At 31.9% G+C, this 18,913-nt stretch carries 18 protein-coding genes; 3 read left to right on the top strand and 15 right to left on the bottom strand.

The window, feature by feature from the left end:
• Window positions 1-42: 42 nt before the first annotated feature.
• From ectB to MKO96_RS13750, 9 genes are all read right to left on the bottom strand, one after another.
• A complete protein-coding gene (ectB, locus tag MKO96_RS13790; RefSeq protein ID WP_240587760.1) occupies window positions 43-1,323 on the bottom strand; it encodes a diaminobutyrate--2-oxoglutarate transaminase in 1,281 nt (426 codons plus the stop codon).
• Between the two features lie 32 nt (window positions 1,324-1,355).
• A complete protein-coding gene (locus MKO96_RS13785) occupies window positions 1,356-1,826 on the bottom strand; it encodes a hypothetical protein (RefSeq protein ID WP_240587759.1) in 471 nt (156 codons plus the stop codon).
• Window positions 1,827-1,843: 17 nt separating this feature from the next.
• The gene (locus tag MKO96_RS13780; protein WP_240587758.1) at window positions 1,844-2,341 is read right to left on the bottom strand and encodes a GNAT family N-acetyltransferase; all 498 of its coding nucleotides are present in this window, start codon (window positions 2,339-2,341) and stop codon (window positions 1,844-1,846) included.
• Window positions 2,342-2,358: 17 nt separating this feature from the next.
• Window positions 2,359-3,525, bottom strand: coding sequence for an NAD(P)/FAD-dependent oxidoreductase (locus tag MKO96_RS13775; RefSeq protein WP_240587757.1), 1,167 nt, complete (start codon window positions 3,523-3,525; stop codon window positions 2,359-2,361).
• Between the two features lie 27 nt (window positions 3,526-3,552).
• Window positions 3,553-4,881 carry a SidA/IucD/PvdA family monooxygenase gene (locus MKO96_RS13770; RefSeq protein WP_240587756.1) on the bottom strand — a complete coding sequence of 443 codons (1,329 nt, stop codon included), beginning with the start codon at window positions 4,879-4,881 and terminating at the stop codon, window positions 3,553-3,555.
• A 24-nt stretch (window positions 4,882-4,905) separates the two neighbouring features.
• Complete coding sequence (locus tag MKO96_RS13765) at window positions 4,906-5,931, bottom strand: branched-chain amino acid ABC transporter substrate-binding protein (RefSeq protein ID WP_240587755.1); 1,026 nt, start codon at window positions 5,929-5,931, stop codon at window positions 4,906-4,908.
• Complete coding sequence (locus MKO96_RS13760) at window positions 5,931-7,595, bottom strand: methionine--tRNA ligase (RefSeq protein ID WP_240587754.1); 1,665 nt, start codon at window positions 7,593-7,595, stop codon at window positions 5,931-5,933. Before MKO96_RS13760 ends, MKO96_RS13765 begins: the two co-directional genes overlap by 1 nt.
• 19 nt (window positions 7,596-7,614) lie before the next feature.
• Entirely contained in the window at window positions 7,615-7,980 is a 366-nt protein-coding gene (locus MKO96_RS13755) for a cupin domain-containing protein (protein WP_240587753.1), read from the bottom strand.
• Between the two features lie 148 nt (window positions 7,981-8,128).
• The gene (locus tag MKO96_RS13750) at window positions 8,129-8,809 is read right to left on the bottom strand and encodes a winged helix-turn-helix domain-containing protein (RefSeq protein ID WP_240587752.1); all 681 of its coding nucleotides are present in this window, start codon (window positions 8,807-8,809) and stop codon (window positions 8,129-8,131) included.
• 136 nt (window positions 8,810-8,945) lie between these two features.
• Here MKO96_RS13750 and MKO96_RS13745 point away from each other — a divergent pair, with 136 nt between their 5' ends.
• On the top strand, window positions 8,946-9,392 hold the full coding sequence (locus MKO96_RS13745; RefSeq protein WP_098190300.1) for an Lrp/AsnC family transcriptional regulator: 447 nt from the start codon (window positions 8,946-8,948) through the stop codon (window positions 9,390-9,392).
• A 280-nt stretch (window positions 9,393-9,672) separates the two neighbouring features.
• A complete protein-coding gene (locus tag MKO96_RS13740) occupies window positions 9,673-10,980 on the top strand; it encodes an APC family permease (protein WP_240587751.1) in 1,308 nt (435 codons plus the stop codon).
• A gap of 589 nt (window positions 10,981-11,569) precedes the next feature.
• Here the strand turns inward: MKO96_RS13740 and MKO96_RS13735 are convergent.
• From MKO96_RS13735 to MKO96_RS13715, 5 genes are all read right to left on the bottom strand, one after another.
• A complete protein-coding gene (locus MKO96_RS13735) occupies window positions 11,570-11,848 on the bottom strand; it encodes a transcriptional regulator (RefSeq protein ID WP_240587750.1) in 279 nt (92 codons plus the stop codon).
• A gap of 83 nt (window positions 11,849-11,931) precedes the next feature.
• The gene (locus MKO96_RS13730) at window positions 11,932-12,360 is read right to left on the bottom strand and encodes a disulfide oxidoreductase (RefSeq protein WP_240587749.1); all 429 of its coding nucleotides are present in this window, start codon (window positions 12,358-12,360) and stop codon (window positions 11,932-11,934) included.
• 76 nt (window positions 12,361-12,436) lie between these two features.
• Window positions 12,437-12,724, bottom strand: coding sequence for a hypothetical protein (locus MKO96_RS13725; RefSeq protein ID WP_000081048.1), 288 nt, complete (start codon window positions 12,722-12,724; stop codon window positions 12,437-12,439).
• A gap of 76 nt (window positions 12,725-12,800) precedes the next feature.
• On the bottom strand, window positions 12,801-13,001 hold the full coding sequence (locus MKO96_RS13720) for a hypothetical protein (protein ID WP_240587748.1): 201 nt from the start codon (window positions 12,999-13,001) through the stop codon (window positions 12,801-12,803).
• A gap of 33 nt (window positions 13,002-13,034) precedes the next feature.
• Complete coding sequence (locus MKO96_RS13715) at window positions 13,035-13,679, bottom strand: thermonuclease family protein (protein ID WP_240587747.1); 645 nt, start codon at window positions 13,677-13,679, stop codon at window positions 13,035-13,037.
• A gap of 560 nt (window positions 13,680-14,239) precedes the next feature.
• On the opposite strand from MKO96_RS13715, the gene MKO96_RS13710 reads away from it, so the two are divergent.
• Complete coding sequence (locus tag MKO96_RS13710; protein ID WP_240587746.1) at window positions 14,240-15,139, top strand: peptide arginase family protein; 900 nt, start codon at window positions 14,240-14,242, stop codon at window positions 15,137-15,139.
• Window positions 15,140-15,424: 285 nt separating this feature from the next.
• Here the strand turns inward: MKO96_RS13710 and MKO96_RS13705 are convergent, their stop codons facing one another.
• Window positions 15,425-18,706, bottom strand: a complete 3,282-nt coding sequence (locus tag MKO96_RS13705; protein WP_240587745.1) for a VaFE repeat-containing surface-anchored protein — start codon at window positions 18,704-18,706, stop codon at window positions 15,425-15,427.
• Window positions 18,707-18,913: the final 207 nt, after the last annotated feature.

Below are 18,913 nucleotides of genomic sequence, written 5' to 3'. Positions count from 1 at the left end.
ACTAAATAAGAAAAGGATTTTATTTGTAAAGTTTATATCATTTTAAAATTCTAAATTTAAAATACATTCTTTTATACTAGACTCTAAAATTGAAATACCTTCTGTAATGCCTTCAATATCAATAATTAAAGGCGGTAATAATTTTATAACTTCATCACTTGGTCCAGATGTCTCAATTATTAAACCTTTTTCAAACGCCTTTTTTGATATTTCTTTTGCTAAATTAGGAGTTAAGCAAGCTATTCCTTGCATTAAGCCTCTTCCCTTTAACACACCATTAATTTCAGGATATTCTGAAATTATACGAGATAAATGTTTTTCAATGTAATCAGCTTTATCTCTTAGTTCTAGTGCGAATTTTTGATCTTTCCAGTATTCTAACCCTTCCATTGCAGCAACAAAGGCAAGGTTGTTTCCTCTAAAAGTTCCATTATGTTCGCCTGGGCTCCATCTATCATGTTCTGGCTTAATTAATGTTAAAGCCATTGGTAGCCCAAAGCCACCTATAGACTTAGATAAGCAAATGACATCTGGGCTTATTTCAGCTGGTTCAAAACTAAAAAATGTACCTGTTCTTCCACACCCCGCCTGGATATCATCTACTATTAAAAGAATTCCGTATTCTTTACAAAGACGCTCAATTTCTTTTAGCCAAGAAAAACTCGCCACGTTCAGTCCGCCTTCTCCTTGCACGGTTTCCAAAATAATTGCAGCAGGTAAATCCACTCCACTTCCGGTATCTTCAAGAAATTTTTCTAAATAACGGATGGATTCTTGCCCTTGAATATACTGATCATAAGGCATTATAGTAACATTATTTAAAGGAACCCCTGCACCTTTACGTTTTGATGCATTACCTGTAAGGGAAAGCGAGCCAAGTGTCATTCCATGAAAAGCATTACTAAAACTAATAACATTGGTTCTCCCAGTAACTTTACGTGCAATCTTCAATGCGCTTTCTACTGAGTTCGTTCCAGTTGGTCCAGGGAACATAATCTTGTATTCATAATTTCTTGGGCTGAGAATTATATCATTAAATTTCTCTAAAAATAGCCCTCTTGCCATTGTTCCCATGTCAAGGCTATGTACTATACCATCACTATTTAAATAATCAATAATAGCATTTTTCATACGAGGGTTATTATGACCGTAATTTAGCGTTCCAGCACCTGAGAAAAAGTCAATATACTCCCGATCTTCTATATCTCTTAGTTTATATCCTTTGGAACTTTTGAAAACTGTAGGAAAGTTCCTACTATAACTTCTGACTTGAGATTCTAACTCGTCAAAAGTTTTTATGGATATATTTTTTACACCTTCCATGATTAACACCCTTTCAAATATATTGGTACATTTTAGATCCATCCATTAAAACGACAGTTTAAGTATGCATGGAAGTTTGCTACACTTCCTTCTAATAAAACATGATTAATCCATGCATTCTTTTCAAACCATAATACTTGTAATTCCCACACACACATTCCGCCACCTTTTGGAGATAAATACTCTAATAAGCCATAATTATCTTTAGGGCAAGAATATATATGAGAACTCAACATATTTTCGTTAAACCACCAGTTTATTAATAAAAATTCTGCTTCACGCGCTTCATGTACAATGATAATACCGATTTTATAAACCGTATTTTCTAAAGTGACTCCATCAATTTTTTTTATAGTCTCTTGCTTAGCTATATTAACTAAAGAAGGAGAGATTTTAGAATCATCAAGAGCAATTGTATACACCTTAAAATACCAGCCATCATGTTCCCAAACTTCAGAAAACTTAACGCATCTTTTTTTATATTTCTCACTAAATTTGATCATTTTCTGCATTCCAGAAATTATTTGTTCTGCGAATATTCTTGTTTTAGTGAAAACGTATACTCATAAACATCTTCGGTTTTCTTATATCCTATAGATTCATACAGTGACTGTGCCGGATAGTTATTTACAGCTGTCTGTAAAACTAATTCTTTTGCCTTTGTTTTTACAGAATAATTTTTAGCCTTCTCCATTAGAGCTTTGGCAACACCATTTTTTCTATATTTTGAATCCACGTATAAATCATTTAAGATCCACAGCCTTTGCATCGATACAGAAGAAAATGAAGGGTATAACTGTACAAATCCAGCACCCGTATATTTACCATTTTCGTCTTTAAATATAGCTACAAAAATAACGGAATCTTCTTTTTCAAATCGCTCTTTTAAAAAATCACGACTCTGTTCTACGTTCGAAAGTTGCTTATAAAAAACTCTATATTTATCAAAAAGATCTGTTACTGTTTCTAAATCATTAAGTGTGGCTTGAAAAACTTCGATATTAATATTTTTTTCCATAAGATCCTCTCCTTACTTTACATATATGTGTATGTTTTTTGTGGAACGATGAGATTATCTTCTTCAAATCGATGTAATCTAAGCTTGCTTAGACAAGCATCCTCGGTTCCTTCCAATATTTCTTTTGCTACCGATTTCCCAATAGCAGGAGCGATTTTAAATCCCCCTCCGCTAAATCCAGTAGCAATATAAATACCGTCTATTCCCTGGATATCTCCAATAACAGGATGTTTATCAGGCGTATATGCATCAAATCCATACCTACCGCCTAAAGGCTTAAATTCATTGTTAAATATACGTTTATTAATTGTCTCATAGGCTAATTGAACATCATCTATATCCAACATATTTTTCTCAGCACTATACATTTGCTTTCCATTATTCGATGAAACACCTACCAAGATTTCTTTTGAGTTAAGTGGTCGGAAATAACAACCATAAACATCATCAATATAGGTCATTAAAGAAGTGGTGGATAAATTATTTTCACACCTAAAAAAATTTATGCCTATATTTTTCCATTCTATAGGAGAGGGTACATTGATTAAATCTAAAAATCTTGATGTCCAAGCACCACTGCAAATAATAACTTTCTCTGCATTTATATTCCCAATATTAGTCGTGACACCACATATTTTGGAGTTTTTCATTTTAAAACCTGTTACTTTAGTACCTTCCATTACTTTTAACCCATTATTTTTTGCTTTATTAATAAATCCTAAAGTCGCTAAATTTGGATTACCATATCCACTAAGGGGTTCATGTGCTACTATGGAAACCCCTTCCATGGATACATTGGGCTGCATTTTTTGAAGTTCTTGCGGCTTTATTAAATTTATTGGTATACCTATTTTGTTTAATTCATTTGTATTTTCCACTAAGTTATTTTTTCGTTCTTCCCCAACCAATAAAGCAAAACCTGTTTTATTAAAACCACAGCTTCCGCCTATAGTCTCTTCCCAATTTGAAAAAGTTTCATAACTTTCCCATGCCAGTTTTGCTTGAATACTGTGTGTATGGCTCATCCTAATTAGTCCACCAGACATTTTAGTTGCCCCAATGCCTGGTGGTCGATCTTGTTCACACAAAACGACATCTTTTTGACCGGATACAGTAAGGTAGTGAGCTATACTAGCTCCAATTATTCCCCCACCAATTATCACTATTTCTGTATTAATTTCCATCTGTTCACCTCAAATTGTATGAGTAACTTATACATGTAATAATTCTTGATTAGCTTTTTTAGATTCTTGCACATGATCAAAAATATGTTTTGCTTTTAATGCCATCATGCTAAATGATGTAGCATCACTAATACCGTGAGTACGTTCTGTGATTCCATTTGCATATACCCCAACGTTAAACTGATTTGTTGTGGCAATTTCATAATCCCTTGAAATATCAATATCTCCATCCTTATGTAATTCAAGGTAATTTAAAATGCTATCTAGTGGTCTAGGAATTTTTTCTTCTGTAAACCCTGTGCAAACGACAATACCATCGACATTGATAGACAACTCTTCTTTTGTATAGTTATCCTTTAAATGTAATTCGTAACCATTCTCTACATCTTTTACATCGAGAATTTCTTGGCATCTCATCACATGTATTTTGTTAATACCTTCGATACTTTGCTCATACACTTTCCAATATAAATCTGTACTTACATGAGGACCTACAGCTGAATAATTAGTTGCTTTCATTTGTTCATCAAATAATTTTTGGCGTTCTTCTTTTGTAAGACCATAAAAATAATCTACAAATTCTGGATGATAGACTTCATTACTGAATTGCCCTAAATCATATGTCTTAAAACCTAAATTTCTATTAATAGAATATACATCCGCTTCCGGGAATTTATTTGAGATACTTAAAATAACTTCAATAGCATTTTGGCCTGAACCAATAACTGCAAAATTTGGTTTGTCTTCTGCTTTAAAGTTTTCAATTTTCTTTTTGAAAAAGTGTGGGTGGAATACTTTTTCCCCCATAAATGGTTTGTATTGTTCTGGAATATATGGAGTTCTACCTGTATTTACTGTGATGTTTTTAGCCTTAAACTTTTTAACCTCGTTAGAAACAACATCTTTTGTAATTACTTCCACCAAATCAATATTTCCTTCAGCATCTTTTATAGGGTTGATTTCAATTACGTTTTGTTGATATATAACGTATTGATTTAATTGTTGTGCAACCCAAGAAATATAATCATTCCATTCAATGCGTCCAGGTGTTAAACCTAGTAAACCAAATTGAAATAAACGTCCTTTCTCTTTCAAATAATTGGCAAAAGTATATTTACTTCTAGGATTATATGGAGTTACAAGATCGCGAAAGAAATGATGCTGTATATGAGCTCTAGGTAAAAGCATATTTCCCTGCCATGTTGAATCATTTGCTTTTTCTAAAAATAATGCTTTTATTGATTTTTCTTCATTTAAGCCTTCATTGTGATCATCAATTGCCACTCCAAGTGCAATTCCTGCTGGTCCAAACCCAATTCCAATTAGATCGTAAATTTCTTCTGAATAATTTATCATTTTTCTTACCTCCAACATAATTTTTTATTTAATTGGTACAAAAATTTCATTTTTTAAATTCCATAATGATATCGGTTGATTTTTTAGTTCATGGTTTGAATCGAATTTTACATTCCCAATTATGGTTTCAAACTCGTTTTCAGCTATTACATCCAGTAAGTCTACGTTCTCCAATCTATTTTTCATAATAGATTGTAAAAGTAATTGAACAGATGCATAAGTAGACGCTGCATAGAATCCAGGCTTCGATCCTACAATAGATTCATATTCATCTATAAATTGGATAGATGTATCGTTTAAAGGAATTGGTGATGGCCCAACAGCCCAAATATTCCCTTCTGTACTATTCACATTATCAGTAAATTCTTTTACTATGACATCATCTCCAAAAACAAATGACATTTCTCTCATATTTTTTCTAAACGAATTCATAAAATGCACTGCATCGTGGCATCTTCCTGAAAATATTATTAAATTAGGATTAAATCCCAATATTTGTTCAACTAAAGTTATCACGTCATTATGTTCTTTCCAGTGCATAACCATGGCATCAATTTTTTTAATTTTTATCGTTTCTTTATATATTGATTCAATGTGGTTCATACCATAAAAGCTGCTATCACTTATAAAAGCTATTCGATTAGCTTTTATAATGTTTATAGATACGTTTGCAATTAATTTACTAGATTCGTCATCAGTTGCGCACATTCTAAAAACATTTTTTTGCTTTGTAAGCATCGAATTTGTAGCAGCTGGAAGAATTAATGGAACATTTTTTTCCATATAAATTGTCGATGCCTTTAATGCGCAAATACTACTAAAATGACCCACTACGCCTTCTACTTTTTGAGATAGGAAATCACGTGCTACTTCAGGAGCGATTTCTGCTTTTGCTTGATCATCACCCCAAACCACTTCTGCTTTGACTGAATTGTTTAAATTCCAGTGGTCCACCGCGATTTTTACACCGTTGTAGAATTGTGGAGTTTGCGCAGTTCTTATGCCACTTAATGCACCCGCTGCACCAAATTTAATTGCATCTACTACCACTATTTAACAACTCCCTTTTTGTATGCTGATAATTTCTCAAACACACCTTGTGGTACTTTTGCAAAGAATGGTTCTAAGGGTTTTTTCGGTAATATCTGAGTTTTATTCTTTAAATCTGTCCAAAGGTAGATTTTTCTTTCCTCAATATTTTTCTCTCCAAGAATATCCATTATTTTAACTGAAAACTCTGTCATTATAGGCGATGCAATAACAGCCAACAATCTAACTACCTTCAAATTTTCTTTAATCATTGCTAAATTAGATTCATGAACAGTTCTATCAAAGCGCCAGTAGCTATCCATAGCTTCTCTAGCTAGTTCTAAAATTAAGCTAGTAATTTTTTGTAACGAGAAATTTTCTGCGTCATAATAAACTGATATTTGCTCAAGGCAATTGATTGCCTTTTTTTCTAAATTAGTAGCAGGATTATCGAAGATTGAATCTATTGATGTAATTCCTAAACTTGCCGCCTCATTAAATAAACTTTGTAACCAATTATTCCACGCATCAGCTAAATCCTTATTTACGAATTGTTTGAAATCATCCAAATTAAAATTCATCTCTGTGCTTTCTGGTGCAGTTGAAGCAAGATATAATCGTACCGCATCAGAGTTTACTAAATTAAAAATATCATTACCCCAAATAGCATGATTGCGACTAGTTGAAATTTTTTCACCATCTAAACCATAAAATTTATTTGTCACAACTGTATCAGGAGCATTATATTTCCCATGTGCTTTTAGCATAGCTGGATAAAAAACTCCATGTGAAAAAGTACAATCATACCCTACAAAAGCAATCCATTTTGTATCTTCAGATTGCCAATATTCCTTCCATTTATCTTTATAGGGTTGCAATGAAGACCAGTCCATCGTGGCACTAATGTATCCAGCAGGACCGCCATACCAAGTGTCTAATATATGATTTTCTCTATTTTCTAAAGGTACTTTTATGCCCCATTTTGATTTTCGAGTAACAGGTGCATCAATTTTTTTATCTAAAATCTTTTCGCAAAGTTCTTTTGCGTCAGGGCGCCAATTTTTGTGTTCATAATATTTTTCTAAGGCCTCTTTATGTTGTGATAGAGGAAAATATGCTCTATCTTCTATGTATAAGTTCAATTCATTTTTACAAGTGTGACATTTCGCATCCAATAACATACCTGCCTCTTGAGGTTGTCCGCAACTTTCGCAATAGTTTGCGTCCGAAGGACTACCACAATAATGACAATTTCCTCTTGCATAAGCCTCGTATTCGAATTTTTCGCACTTTTCACAATAAAAAGTAGTGACATTCATAAATTCAATTTGATTATTTTTATATAAATCTAAAAAGATTTCCTGCATTACTTGAGGATGCATTGGGATATCTTTTGATCCTGGAAAATGATCTGGTAACATATGAGCTATCCTAAGCGTTTCTTTCATCTCGTTCGTATAAAATGTAGAAATATCTTCTGGTGTTTTATTAGTTTCTAAAGCCTTTCTTTCAACATAATCTTGATAATCATCACCGTAGGATATATAAAGAACATCATTTTCTAACATGCGTTGAATTCTTGAGAAAACATCTGCCCCTAAAAATGGACCAGCTAAATGGCCAATATGCAAGTTACCATTTGAAGTTGGAGGGGCTGCTGTTACTAAATATTTTTTTTTATCCATTTACTTCTCTCCTCATTATTCAAATTTGATATTCCATTTCATTTTCATTATTTTCCGGTTGCCCATCCCACCAAAGACTGACAAACTCTAACGGTTCTTCACCAATATTTGTAATACAGTGTTCTGTAAATGGAGTGAAATATATAACATCTCCCGTAATTACTTCTCTAGTTTTTTCATCTCCTCGCGCTAACCCTTTTCCTTTTACAATAATAAAAACTTCTTTTTCGTCATGATTATGTGGGGCTGAAGTTTGTCCTGGTTGCAATACACACCATGCTCCGCCAAAAGGTGGATCTACAACATCTTTCCATGGAAAATTTCTTTGTGCATAAAGATCGTACTCAAACTTTAGATTTTCTCTATCTAATGTTTTTACATGCATAACAATTACCTCCTTTTTACTTATATTCTATTTATTAACATATCTTTCATTTTTAATTTATCACTGCAAAACTATAAAAACTATGTAATCATCGTGTATTGTGCGTGTATTTTTAGTAGAAGCTCTTCTTTTAAAAAAATTAACCTCATTAAATTTTATTAGTTTTCAAATAATATCCAGCACCATTTTCATGTATTAATAACTTAGGATTTTTTCCATCATCCCCAATTTTTTTTCTGATTTTACTTATATACTGTCTAACCCGTTCTTTTTCTGTTCTTTCATCCCAAACATTATTTAATAACTCTTCAGTTGTAAAAATCCTTTCTTTGTTCTCTGCAAATAGAGAAAATAATCTATATTCTTTTTCTGGAAGAGAAATCGACTTTCCATTTTTCATAATTTTCCACCCTTTCACATCAAAAATAATTCCATTATCAATAATAATTTTTTCATGTTTCATTTCTTTAGAGGTTCCTATTAATTCGCTAAAAGTCGATAATTTTTCTATATATACTGATGGAGGGTCTACCACGAAAACATCACAGCCAGATTTTATAAGAGAAGCTTTCATATTTTGTGATATTTCTAGCACCAAAATCATTATTTTAGTCTTAGGTGTTTTACTTTTATACTTTACACAAAAATCCATTTCCTCATTTGTAGGATAAGGTAGATCAAAGATTACACCATCTAAAAATTTTCTCCCACAATATAATTCAGCATCTCTTGCTTCTCTTCCATATAAAATCTCATTTTCATGAACATTAAGTAATTTGTGTGCACTTTTGAAATTCTCATTATTTTTACTGATTATTAATAGGTTCATTTTTAAAATCCTTTCCAGTTATAAAATTAAATTATTATTAATAGATTTGGATATTTTTTTTTATGTGTTATGATAATTGAACGAAATTGGTTTTTAAATTATTACTCAGCATATTTTAGTGAGGGGTTGGTTCAAATTGGATAAAATAGACAGAAAAATAATTGAATTTTTACAAATTGATGGTCGTATGACCGTACTACAGCTTTCTAAAGAATTAAATTTAAGTAGACCAGCAATAAATGAAAGAATCAAAAAATTACAAGAAAACAATGTAATTCAGGGTTTTACTACAAAAATATCACCGGAAGCAATAGGTAAAGAAATTATCGTGATGATTGAAGTAAATAATGTTAAAGTAGAATGCCATAAATTTGAAGAATTGATACAAGATGAGTACGACATTGTTGAGTGTCATAGAATAACAGGTCAAAGTAGTTATATCATGAAAGCTATTGTCCCTAATATGAAACGTGTCAGAGAATTAATTGATCGTCTAATACCTTTCGCTCAACTAAATACTTCAGTTGTTTTATCCTCCCCAATTCAAGATAGATTATTGCTCCCCGATGAAACAACAAACTAAATATTTCAATTCTAAAAGGATTTCATATAAAAATGAAGTCCTTTTTCCATATTCACATTACATATTGTACCATTTTAAACTGAATAACCTTCTTTACGACTGTGTGTTTTTGGTAATTAAAAGTTGAAAAACATTAATCTGTCTTTTCTGAAAATAAACTAAAGTAATTATTTTTTACGTTTCGCCTACTAAAATAATACAATATAACTTATATACTTTCAATAATGAATAGATTTTTTAACAAACACATACTATAATGTAACAAAGAGGAGGGAGTAATATGAAAAATGGAGGAAATCAAACAATATCAACTTCAAAAGGCATTTCATTGTATGTCGGAGCTGTGCTAGGATCTGGCATATTAATATTACCTGGTATTACGGGAGGAATAGCAGGACCGAATGCGATTATACCTTGGATTATTATGGTGATACTGAGTATCCCCCTTGCTTGTACTTTCGCCTTTTTATCCATTCAATACCCAAGTGCTGGAGGGATTTCAACCTTTGCCACAAACGCTTTCGGTCGATACGTCGGTGTAATTTCTGGTTGGTTTTTCTTTGTTGCCGGAAGTTTTGGGCAGATTATAGTTTCATTAACTGGTGGAGTTTATATATCTTACGCCTTTAATTTACCCTATTTTTCCTCCTATTTAATCGCGCTGTTATTATTAATTATCGCTATTTTAGGGAATTATTTCGGATTACATACTAGTAGTAAACTTCAACTGATAATTGCAAGTCTCACATTTTTTATATTAGTAATTACAATCATACTTTCCATTCCTTATATTAAGCTTGAGTCGTTAACCTGGTCTTTAAGTAAAGAAAGCATTGTTCCTATTGGTAAATCTATGATGTTAATATTTTGGTCATTTTTTGGCTGGGAAGCAATATCTAGTCTTGCTCCGGAGTTTAAAAGCCCTCAAAAAAGAAATATATTAATGTCAACATGGGGAGCTATTATTATAACTGGAATTATTTACATTGGGATTGCTTTATCAGTAATTGGTACTCAGTCTTATATTCTCGGAACAAGTGAGGCTGCTCAATCTATCAATAATGCATCTTTAGCTGCAGTTATAAAAAAGGTAATGGGTACTAATGGGGCATGGATCATAGGAATTTTAGCCTTTACTATCTGTCTAGGCACCATTAACGCTTTTATAGCGAGTATAAGCCGCTTAGGGTATTCTTTAGCTCATAACAAAACTGCTCCACAATGGTTAGATAACTATGATGAAGAACGCTCAACTCCAAAACGCGCTGTAATACTTGTTGGAGGGATTGCGATTGCAGGGTTAGCTTTTAGTTATTTTTTCAATATAAGTTTAGAAAAATTGGTGTTCATTCCTAATTCATTAGCAATTGCAACTTATGTTATAGGAACTGCTTCTGGTATCAAATTAATTTCATCAAAACTAGGGAAAATCTCAGCAGCTATCTCTTGCTTCTTATGTATGATCGCATATCCTTTTATAGGCACTTCAATTACACTACCTATTTTATTATTGATTACATGCATTATTTATATATCCTGGAGAGATAAAAAAGAAATGCAAATTTCAGCAGAAAAATATGATTTTTAAATTATTTTAATGGAGGGACATTTATGAATAACAGGAAAAATTCAGTAATTAAATCTCATAAAACATGGAAATATTACTTCCACGAAATAGTTAGAGCAATAATTTTTTATAAATGAGTACTACCACTATAGCCTTATAAGTTTCATGCTTTTAATTAATTTACCGTTTAAGTTATTTTTCTAAAAATTTCCCTATTTCAATAAATTTAATGATCTTAAAAAGTAAAAAACTAATTAAATTTATATTTTAATTTTTAAAAAGAAGTGTTATTTAATTTCTAATGCGCAAACAAGCATAAACCTGTTCTAAATTTAGAACAGGTTTATGCTTGTTTAATTTTAAAAAAATATAACAATAAAATCTTGTAAAACTCTAAACTTTATTTAAAATAACAATCTTTAATGGAAATCAAGCCAACGATTTGATGGACATCCACGATATTTTCATTAATTCAATAATTCGGTTTTTATAATGTGTAACATATAGTAATTTTATTAATTGTGTTTCATTACGGATATTATGAATTCCTAGTTTTTTCACGCTTTTAATCCAGTGGATGAGCTAACTATTATCTGTTTATTCTCTTATTCTATAAACCTAGCACACTAACAATCTGACATGCTTTAGAATTTGCAACATGATAGTACATCTCTAATCCTCTTCTTTCAGAACGCAAGATTTTCCCGCGCATTTTAGATAAAGATTGAGGGACATCTAATAACTCTGTTAATTGTGTTACATTACAAATTTTACGGTGTTCTAGCTCCTTCACAATTTGTAACCTAACTGGATGGGCCATAATCTTTAATAATTCTACATTCGCCTCTGGGATTTTGTACATTTCATTACTTGCTTGAATAGTTTTCATTTAAATATCTCCTTTTATAATTTCGTTTTATTTTAATTATCTATTTTAAGTATGTTGTGTTTACTTGATTACATTCATAACCACTATATTGTTTGTTCTTTTGTCTCTCTATCAGATTCAATATATAGAAGTATTATGATGGCTAAAAATCCAATAAAAGATAGCATAGGTATTGAGATGAAACCGAATAAATTCAAGTAATCCTCTGTACAAGAAACTCCTACTGAACAAGTCTTCATCTCACTAATAGGAAACGCTTGAATTGTAATTTGATATACAGATAACATTAAACCCATACACGCAAATGGAAATGCATACGTGCTGACATGCGGATCTCTTCTATACATTCCTATCCCCAATATTAATACTAATGGATACATGGCCATTCTTTGGTACCAGCACAAATCACATGGCGGCAGCTTCATCCATTCACTAAAAAACAAACTAATTAACATTGCACTAGTAGCTATCGTCCAAGCAAATGCAATGTGGTACTTACGAATCCATTCCATTTTATGTTGTCCTCACACGAGTTTAGTTGCATTGAAGGTTTTATAATAAGGATGTGATATTATCTCAATTATCTATTTAGAATGTCACTAACTTATTTCCGTATTTGGAATAACCGGTTTCAATGGATAGTATCCAATCATTTAGATCTTCCCAGTCATACCCCTTATCTTTCAACTCTGGTGGAAAGCAATTCTCAAAATCGTCACGCATTCCATACATGGTTTCTAATGCTTTTTCTAGTGGACCGAATCTATATACAATATGTGTTTTCACTCGTTTGTTTTTCTTTTCTGCTACAGCCAAATATACATATCGTCTTTCCTTTGCTAAAACAAACTTCAAGAACCCTGGCATTTGACTCATCTAAAACATTCCCCTTTCGGTTTTCCTTACCCTTTTCTTATGTATACGAGTAAGGAAAACAAGCGCTTTTGCCGTATTAATTTAAGAGATGTTTCATTTTTTTGTTTTGAAAATATAAGAACACACTCATCATGACAATATTTATTGCACCAGCTGCAGCTCCAATTTTTGATATAACATATACATATTCATTACCGCTAAATGGAAATAGACTCAAAAAAATAAAGAAAGTAGAAATAAAAAAAGATAAGAGCATGTTTCTCTGGTTCCCATTCATTCATGAAACCTCCTTTTAGAATAAGTATTGATATTAAGCTGCATCATTACGGTTATAATGCCGATTCTTTTCATCTACAAATCCTTTAATGCTCCACACACCAGCCTTTAATTCTCTTGCTTCTTTTTCTGCTTCTAGCATTTCAGGTAGAAATGTAGTATTAGGTCTAGAAATATAGGCTATTATCCCATAACCAGACTTGACCATTAATTCATTAATATGTATTCCGTTACAAAATACGTAAGCCAATTTCCTACCGTATTTGTCTTCTTTTTGTCCCCGATCATAAACCAAAGTTACACTTTTCCCTTCTAGCTGTTTCTTTAAAAAGGAAGAGGCTTCTTTTCCCATCTTTTGTGGTGGGATTTTTTGAGATACAGACTCAGGGGTATCCAATAACAGTAACCTTACCGTCTGTTTCTGCCCCTTTACGTTCACGTCTATCGTATCTCCGTCCTTTATATGTAATACCTTCCCTTTAACAGTCTCTAAGCCTTTTATTTTCCCCTTATAAGCTTCTGAAATATCAACAATACCTTTCCCTTCCACGTGCTGTTGTATCCCGTTTTGTACTGCTTGGGCAGGTCTTGAATCATTTTTTGTTTGCGTCGAATTGCTACATGCTGCCATTTGAAATACGAATGATGTTATACAAATAGCCTTAATCCATATTTTCATATCGAAATTTCTTCCTCCTAATCAAAATACGTAAATAGCTGTATCTAATAAACAAATGGGCTCTCTATTGTATTTACTTCTCGATTATTACAACATAGGCAAAACTGTATCCATTTTGGATAATCATTATAAAGTGCTCTAAATGAGCGTTTCTTACAATTCGGACATATTGACACTATGTTTTTTTCATTCTCTTCCTGACTTTTCAATTTTTCAAAAGAAACATTAGTAGATACTATACTAGTGGTACACAATATATATCCCCCTTTTGAGCCTTGAAATCTCAAAACAAATAAAAAAGGACACACCTATGGCATATGTATGCGTAGGTGTGTCCTTTTGCAATATGATTTTTTAGTATTAGATTACTTATATCATATCATCTATTGTGTTTACACTCCACTTCTGCATTATTTAATATAATAATCTTAGCATTAATTAATACAATCTAATATGATTCCTATGTTACAATCTAGTGAGATTATACAGTGGAAATTAATCACTGTTTGGGTTTGTTCAGCTATAAAAGAAAAATAGAATGAAGTAATGGAGGTATCTATATGTTTAAACATGAAACTATTAACAATAAAGATATTTATATCGTCGATGATCATCATCATGCACTTGAACCATGGGCTATTTATCGAAAAGAATCTCACGAAGCACCTATATTAGTAACTCTTGACCATCACACAGATCGCCTTAATGCATTCCTTAAATATTGTTATTGGCAATATAAAGGGGAAAATGATGAGAATGATCGCAAAAGAGAAGAATGTAGAGAAATACAAGTGCAGCATATTGATTATAATGACATGCATACGGTTAAATCTGCAATAAATAACTTAAGATTTGACGAACATATAGATACAGCAATAAAATCAAATATTATAAAAAACGCCTTTATAATAAATTATCAAGAATCCAATGATATCCCAAGCACTTTTAAAGATCAAAAGAGAGTCGAATCAATACAATCTTATGAAGCTATGTTAGCTCATATCAAAGGGATAGAATTTGAAGTCGAGGCTGAAGAGGGTTACCCTATTCCTGAGGATGGAATGTACATTATTGGTGCTAAATGTTGGGTCGGGGAAACAGAAAATCATCCAGCTCCTCATAATAATGATTGTATTAAACCACACTACGATCAAGCGATTGAATCAATATATTTAGAGGATAAACTAGATACAATTAATAAAATGATGCCAGATTTTGTGATGGATCATCAATTCACAAAAGATTATATTCTTGATATAGATTTAGACTATTTTCATACCTTGAAGTCAATTCAACCTGAAAGCTATGATATTTTTTATAATCTAATTAGAAATGCTAAGATAATAACGATTGCAACAGAGGCAGATTGTGTTGCAATGGGTAAATATGAGGGTGAAAAAATCGATAGCAAATTATTATTGACTAAATTACTAGATCATATCACAAAAGCATTGAGCTAAATAAATTTTAATACATATTTATTAAAAACTATAGAAAGGCTTCCATACACGGAAGCCTTTCTTGTTATTTATGTTTCCTAATTACAAGGTCTGTTTGTAAATCTAACTCCCTGTCTCCAATTAATCTATATTGTAACATTTCACATTAAGAATGTGGCCTTTTTTACACTGTCTACTTAATGGGGATAAAACCAGATTTGGGCTCTTTTATAATAAAGTTAAAATACATTTAAATCATAAAAATAAGCACATCCTGTAAAAACAGATGTGCTTATTTTTTAATTTTTATGCATTTTTACGTTTTAGGAAAATCACTCCACCAACAATTAACAATAATGCACCTGCAGCCATAGAGATCCAACTTGTAAGGTCAGCGCCTGTTTGCGGTAACCATCCAATTTTAGATTGAATTTCTTTCTTAGGTTGTGGTTGCTCTTTTACTTGCTCTTTAGGTTGCTCTGATGTTGAAGTATTTTTATCTGGATTCGGCTGTTCTGGTTTTGGTTGTTCCGGTTTTACTTCTTTAAATTTCACCGTTTGACCCTTATCTTCGATGTCAACGTGAATAGCAACCAAGACATTATCTTGATACAATTCTTCAAACACTACCACTTCTTTACCTTGTAATGCAGATGCATTAAATGTGAAATCGATTGTGATAGAACCATTTTTTTCTTTTGCAGTAAACTTAGATTCTGCTGTTACTTCTTTACCATCAACTAATAATGGTTTGTTTGTTGCTTTATCCATTAGTTTACCTTTTACAACGTACTCTTTACCCACGATTAAGTCTTTGTATTCCACTTTATCTTGGATTGTTACAGATTTAGAAGCATCTAACTCTTTAGAACCATCAGCTTTGTTTGTAGCTGTTGTTTTAATGGAAGGCTCTACAAATCGAACTGTTTGACCTACATCGTTAATATCAGCGTGAGTTGCAATTACTTGACCTTCATGCAATAAGTCTTCAAACACAACTACTTCTCTTCCTTGCTGTTCAGCACCAACGAAAGTAAAGTCTAATGTTACAAAACCATTCTTTTCTTTTGCAATGAACTTAGTCTCTGCTGTTATTTCTTTACCATCAATTAATAATGGTTTGTTAATAGCTTTGTTCATTAATTTACCTTTTACAGTGTACTCTTTACCTACAACTAAGTTAGTATACTCTACTTTATCTTGAATAGTGATAGAATCCTTTGAATGAATCTCTTTTCCACCATCAGCTTTGTTTGTAGCAGTTGTTTTTACTGATGGCTTAACGAACTTAACTGTTTGACCTTTATCATTGATATCAGCATGTGTAGTAACAACTTTTCCGTCTTTCAGTAACTCTTCGAATACTACTATTTCTTTTTCTTCTAAACCAGTTGCATCAAAAGTGAAATCTAGTGTAATAGAACCATTTGCTTCTTTTGGTGTAAACTTAGTTTCAGCAGTTACTTCTTTACCATTTACAACTAATAGTTTATTAGTCTCTTTATCCATTAATTTACCTTTTAAAGTGTACTCTTTACCTACTTGTAGGTCTTTGTATTCCACTTTATCTTGGATTGTTACAGACTTAGAAGTGTGCATTTCTTTTGTACCATCGGTTTTATCAGTAGCTGTTGTTTTTACTGATGGAATCTTTTCATCTTTGACAATATGTTTAATGATTTGACCATTCTCTTTGATCTCAAAAGAGAATATTTCTTCATTCAATACATAACCTTTTGGTGCAACAGTTTCTTTATATGTGTATTTTCCAAATGGTAACTTTTCAAACTTCGCGATACCTTTATCGTCTGTTTTCCCTTTAACTACTTCTTTTCCTGCTTCATTATAAATAGTAAACTCTGCATTCGGAAGCTTATTGTTTCCATCAGCTACATCAACTTTTGTAATTTCCAGATCACCTTTGATAAGATGATTAACTGCTAATAGCTCAATAATTTTTCCGTGTTCCTTTATTTCGAACACAATTGGTTCTGTAATAAGAACGTAACCATTTGGAGAAGCCTTTTCTACAAATGAATATTTACCATACGCTAAATCTTTGACGTTAACTTCACCATTTTTATCTGTCTTATATTCCCCAATTACTTTCCCGCTTGCATCTTTTAGCTCGAATACTGCACCTTCTAATTTTTTACTGATATCTTCATTATCTACTTTTAGTAATTTCACACTACCTTTCACTTCTGTATTTTCCACTGTAAAAGTAAGTGTTTTATTGTGCTCTTTAATTTCAAAAGGATACTTTGTTTTATTTCCAATATATCCATTAGGTGTTTTTGTCTCTAAGAAATAATATTTACCATACGTAAGACCATCAACATTTGCAATTCCATTTTCTTTTGTTACTACTTTTTTCACTTCTTTTCCATCTTCAGTAAAGACCGTGAATGCAACATTAGGTAACATCTTACCTGAATCACTAAGTTTTTTTATTTCGATGTTACCTTTTACTTTGTTGTTTACTACTTGAACAGCTCCTATTTCCCCTGTCTTAACTTCAATAGTTTGTGGTTTATCACCTGAAACATAACCTGTTGGTGCTTTAATTTCTTTTACTGTGTAGGTACCAATTGGTAGGTTATTTAATTCTGCAGTACCATCAGCACCCGTCGTGATTTTTCCAACTGATTCATTATTTGCATTAAAGACTTCAAATACTGCACCAGCTAATATTTCTCCATCTTCCCCAACCTTTTTAATTTTTAAAGAACCAGAAGCTTCCCAATTTACTGCAAGGTCACTACTAAGCTTTTCCTCATTTCTTTCTAGTAGCACTGTAGCATTCTGAACAGTATCAGTACCGCGATAAGTAATTGCTTGAACTTTAGTTAAATTTGCAGCAACACTTAGATTAAATTCACCTGTTTTTGTATCTTTAGGAATTTGGATACGGAATTTTTCCCCAAGTAAAAGCTGATCTTTCACTTCTCCATTTTCACTAACAATTTTAACTCCATTAGGTGCATTTTTCGCTACTACTTTATAAGAACCACTCTTAGCATTTGTTTGTACTGTGTATAGGTTTGTTTCAAAAAACTCACCCTTTAATTCTGCCTTTTGCTTTTCAGCAGGAATCACATTCATAAAAATATCTTGAGTATCTTCACTTGTATTTGCAGCATTAATAATTGTCTTAGCCGCTTTTTCAACATTTTTATTTTCATGCTTTAATTCATTTACATCAAGTTGACCTAATGCATTCCAAACCGCAAGCTGAGTTGCATAATGTGCTTCATTCTTATTAGCTACTCCCAGTTGTTCTATACTTTTTTGTGGGAAACCATTTAATAGAACCCTATATACTACATTATCTGTTTTCCCCATTTCAGGAAGATCTTCACCATTTGGTGATTTTAAACCTAGAGTTAAACAATAAGCAATTTGACCGCTTGAATTTTTGATAATTTCAGTTCGGATATTCTTTCCTAAACTGTTGCTATAACTCCAGTTCATTGAATACTTTTCATGCGTCATAACCTCCGCATTTGCCTTCGGTAGAAACACATTAAAGAATAATGCTAGTACTGATAATAATGCAAAAACTCTTTTAACAACTCTTCTCCCCAATTTTAAAACCTCCCTAGATAAAATGAATCTGATGTATTATTCAAATATTTAAAATAATCACAACAAAGATATTTCATATTATAAGACATAAAGTTACAAATATTATATTATTTTTACAAATTATTTATTTTCTCAACATCCCCTATAAATTATGATATTAAAACATTTCAATTCACAAAAGTAACAATATTAGGATACCTTAACAAA

Origin of the sequence: Bacillus sp. ES1-5 (assembly GCF_022487605.1) — a bacterium.
Classification (GTDB): domain Bacteria; phylum Bacillota; class Bacilli; order Bacillales; family Bacillaceae_G; genus Bacillus_A; species Bacillus_A wiedmannii.
The sequence above is the reverse complement of the archived record's forward strand: the minus strand, read 5'-3'. Positions and strand labels throughout refer to the sequence as shown.

Bases quoted from the DNA above. Each gene is read 5' to 3' on its own strand.
- MKO96_RS13725 (WP_000081048.1), bottom strand. From the start codon at position 12,724: ATGAGTCAAATGCCAGGGTTCTTGAAGTTTGTTTTAGCAAAGGAAAGA.
- MKO96_RS13785 (WP_240587759.1), bottom strand. From the start codon at position 1,826: ATGATCAAATTTAGTGAGAAATATAAAAAAAGATGCGTTAAGTTTTCT.
- MKO96_RS13715 (WP_240587747.1), bottom strand. From the start codon at position 13,679: ATGAAAATATGGATTAAGGCTATTTGTATAACATCATTCGTATTTCAA.
- MKO96_RS13780 (WP_240587758.1), bottom strand. From the start codon at position 2,341: ATGGAAAAAAATATTAATATCGAAGTTTTTCAAGCCACACTTAATGAT.
- MKO96_RS13755 (WP_240587753.1), bottom strand. From the start codon at position 7,980: ATGCATGTAAAAACATTAGATAGAGAAAATCTAAAGTTTGAGTACGAT.
- ectB (WP_240587760.1), bottom strand. From the start codon at position 1,323: ATGGAAGGTGTAAAAAATATATCCATAAAAACTTTTGACGAGTTAGAA.
- MKO96_RS13770 (WP_240587756.1), bottom strand. From the start codon at position 4,881: ATGATAAATTATTCAGAAGAAATTTACGATCTAATTGGAATTGGGTTT.
- MKO96_RS13710 (WP_240587746.1), top strand. From the start codon at position 14,240: ATGTTTAAACATGAAACTATTAACAATAAAGATATTTATATCGTCGAT.
- MKO96_RS13775 (WP_240587757.1), bottom strand. From the start codon at position 3,525: ATGGAAATTAATACAGAAATAGTGATAATTGGTGGGGGAATAATTGGA.
- MKO96_RS13740 (WP_240587751.1), top strand. From the start codon at position 9,673: ATGAAAAATGGAGGAAATCAAACAATATCAACTTCAAAAGGCATTTCA.
- MKO96_RS13760 (WP_240587754.1), bottom strand. From the start codon at position 7,595: ATGGATAAAAAAAAATATTTAGTAACAGCAGCCCCTCCAACTTCAAAT.
- MKO96_RS13735 (WP_240587750.1), bottom strand. From the start codon at position 11,848: ATGAAAACTATTCAAGCAAGTAATGAAATGTACAAAATCCCAGAGGCG.
- MKO96_RS13720 (WP_240587748.1), bottom strand. From the start codon at position 13,001: ATGAATGGGAACCAGAGAAACATGCTCTTATCTTTTTTTATTTCTACT.
- MKO96_RS13730 (WP_240587749.1), bottom strand. From the start codon at position 12,360: ATGGAATGGATTCGTAAGTACCACATTGCATTTGCTTGGACGATAGCT.
- MKO96_RS13750 (WP_240587752.1), bottom strand. From the start codon at position 8,809: ATGAACCTATTAATAATCAGTAAAAATAATGAGAATTTCAAAAGTGCA.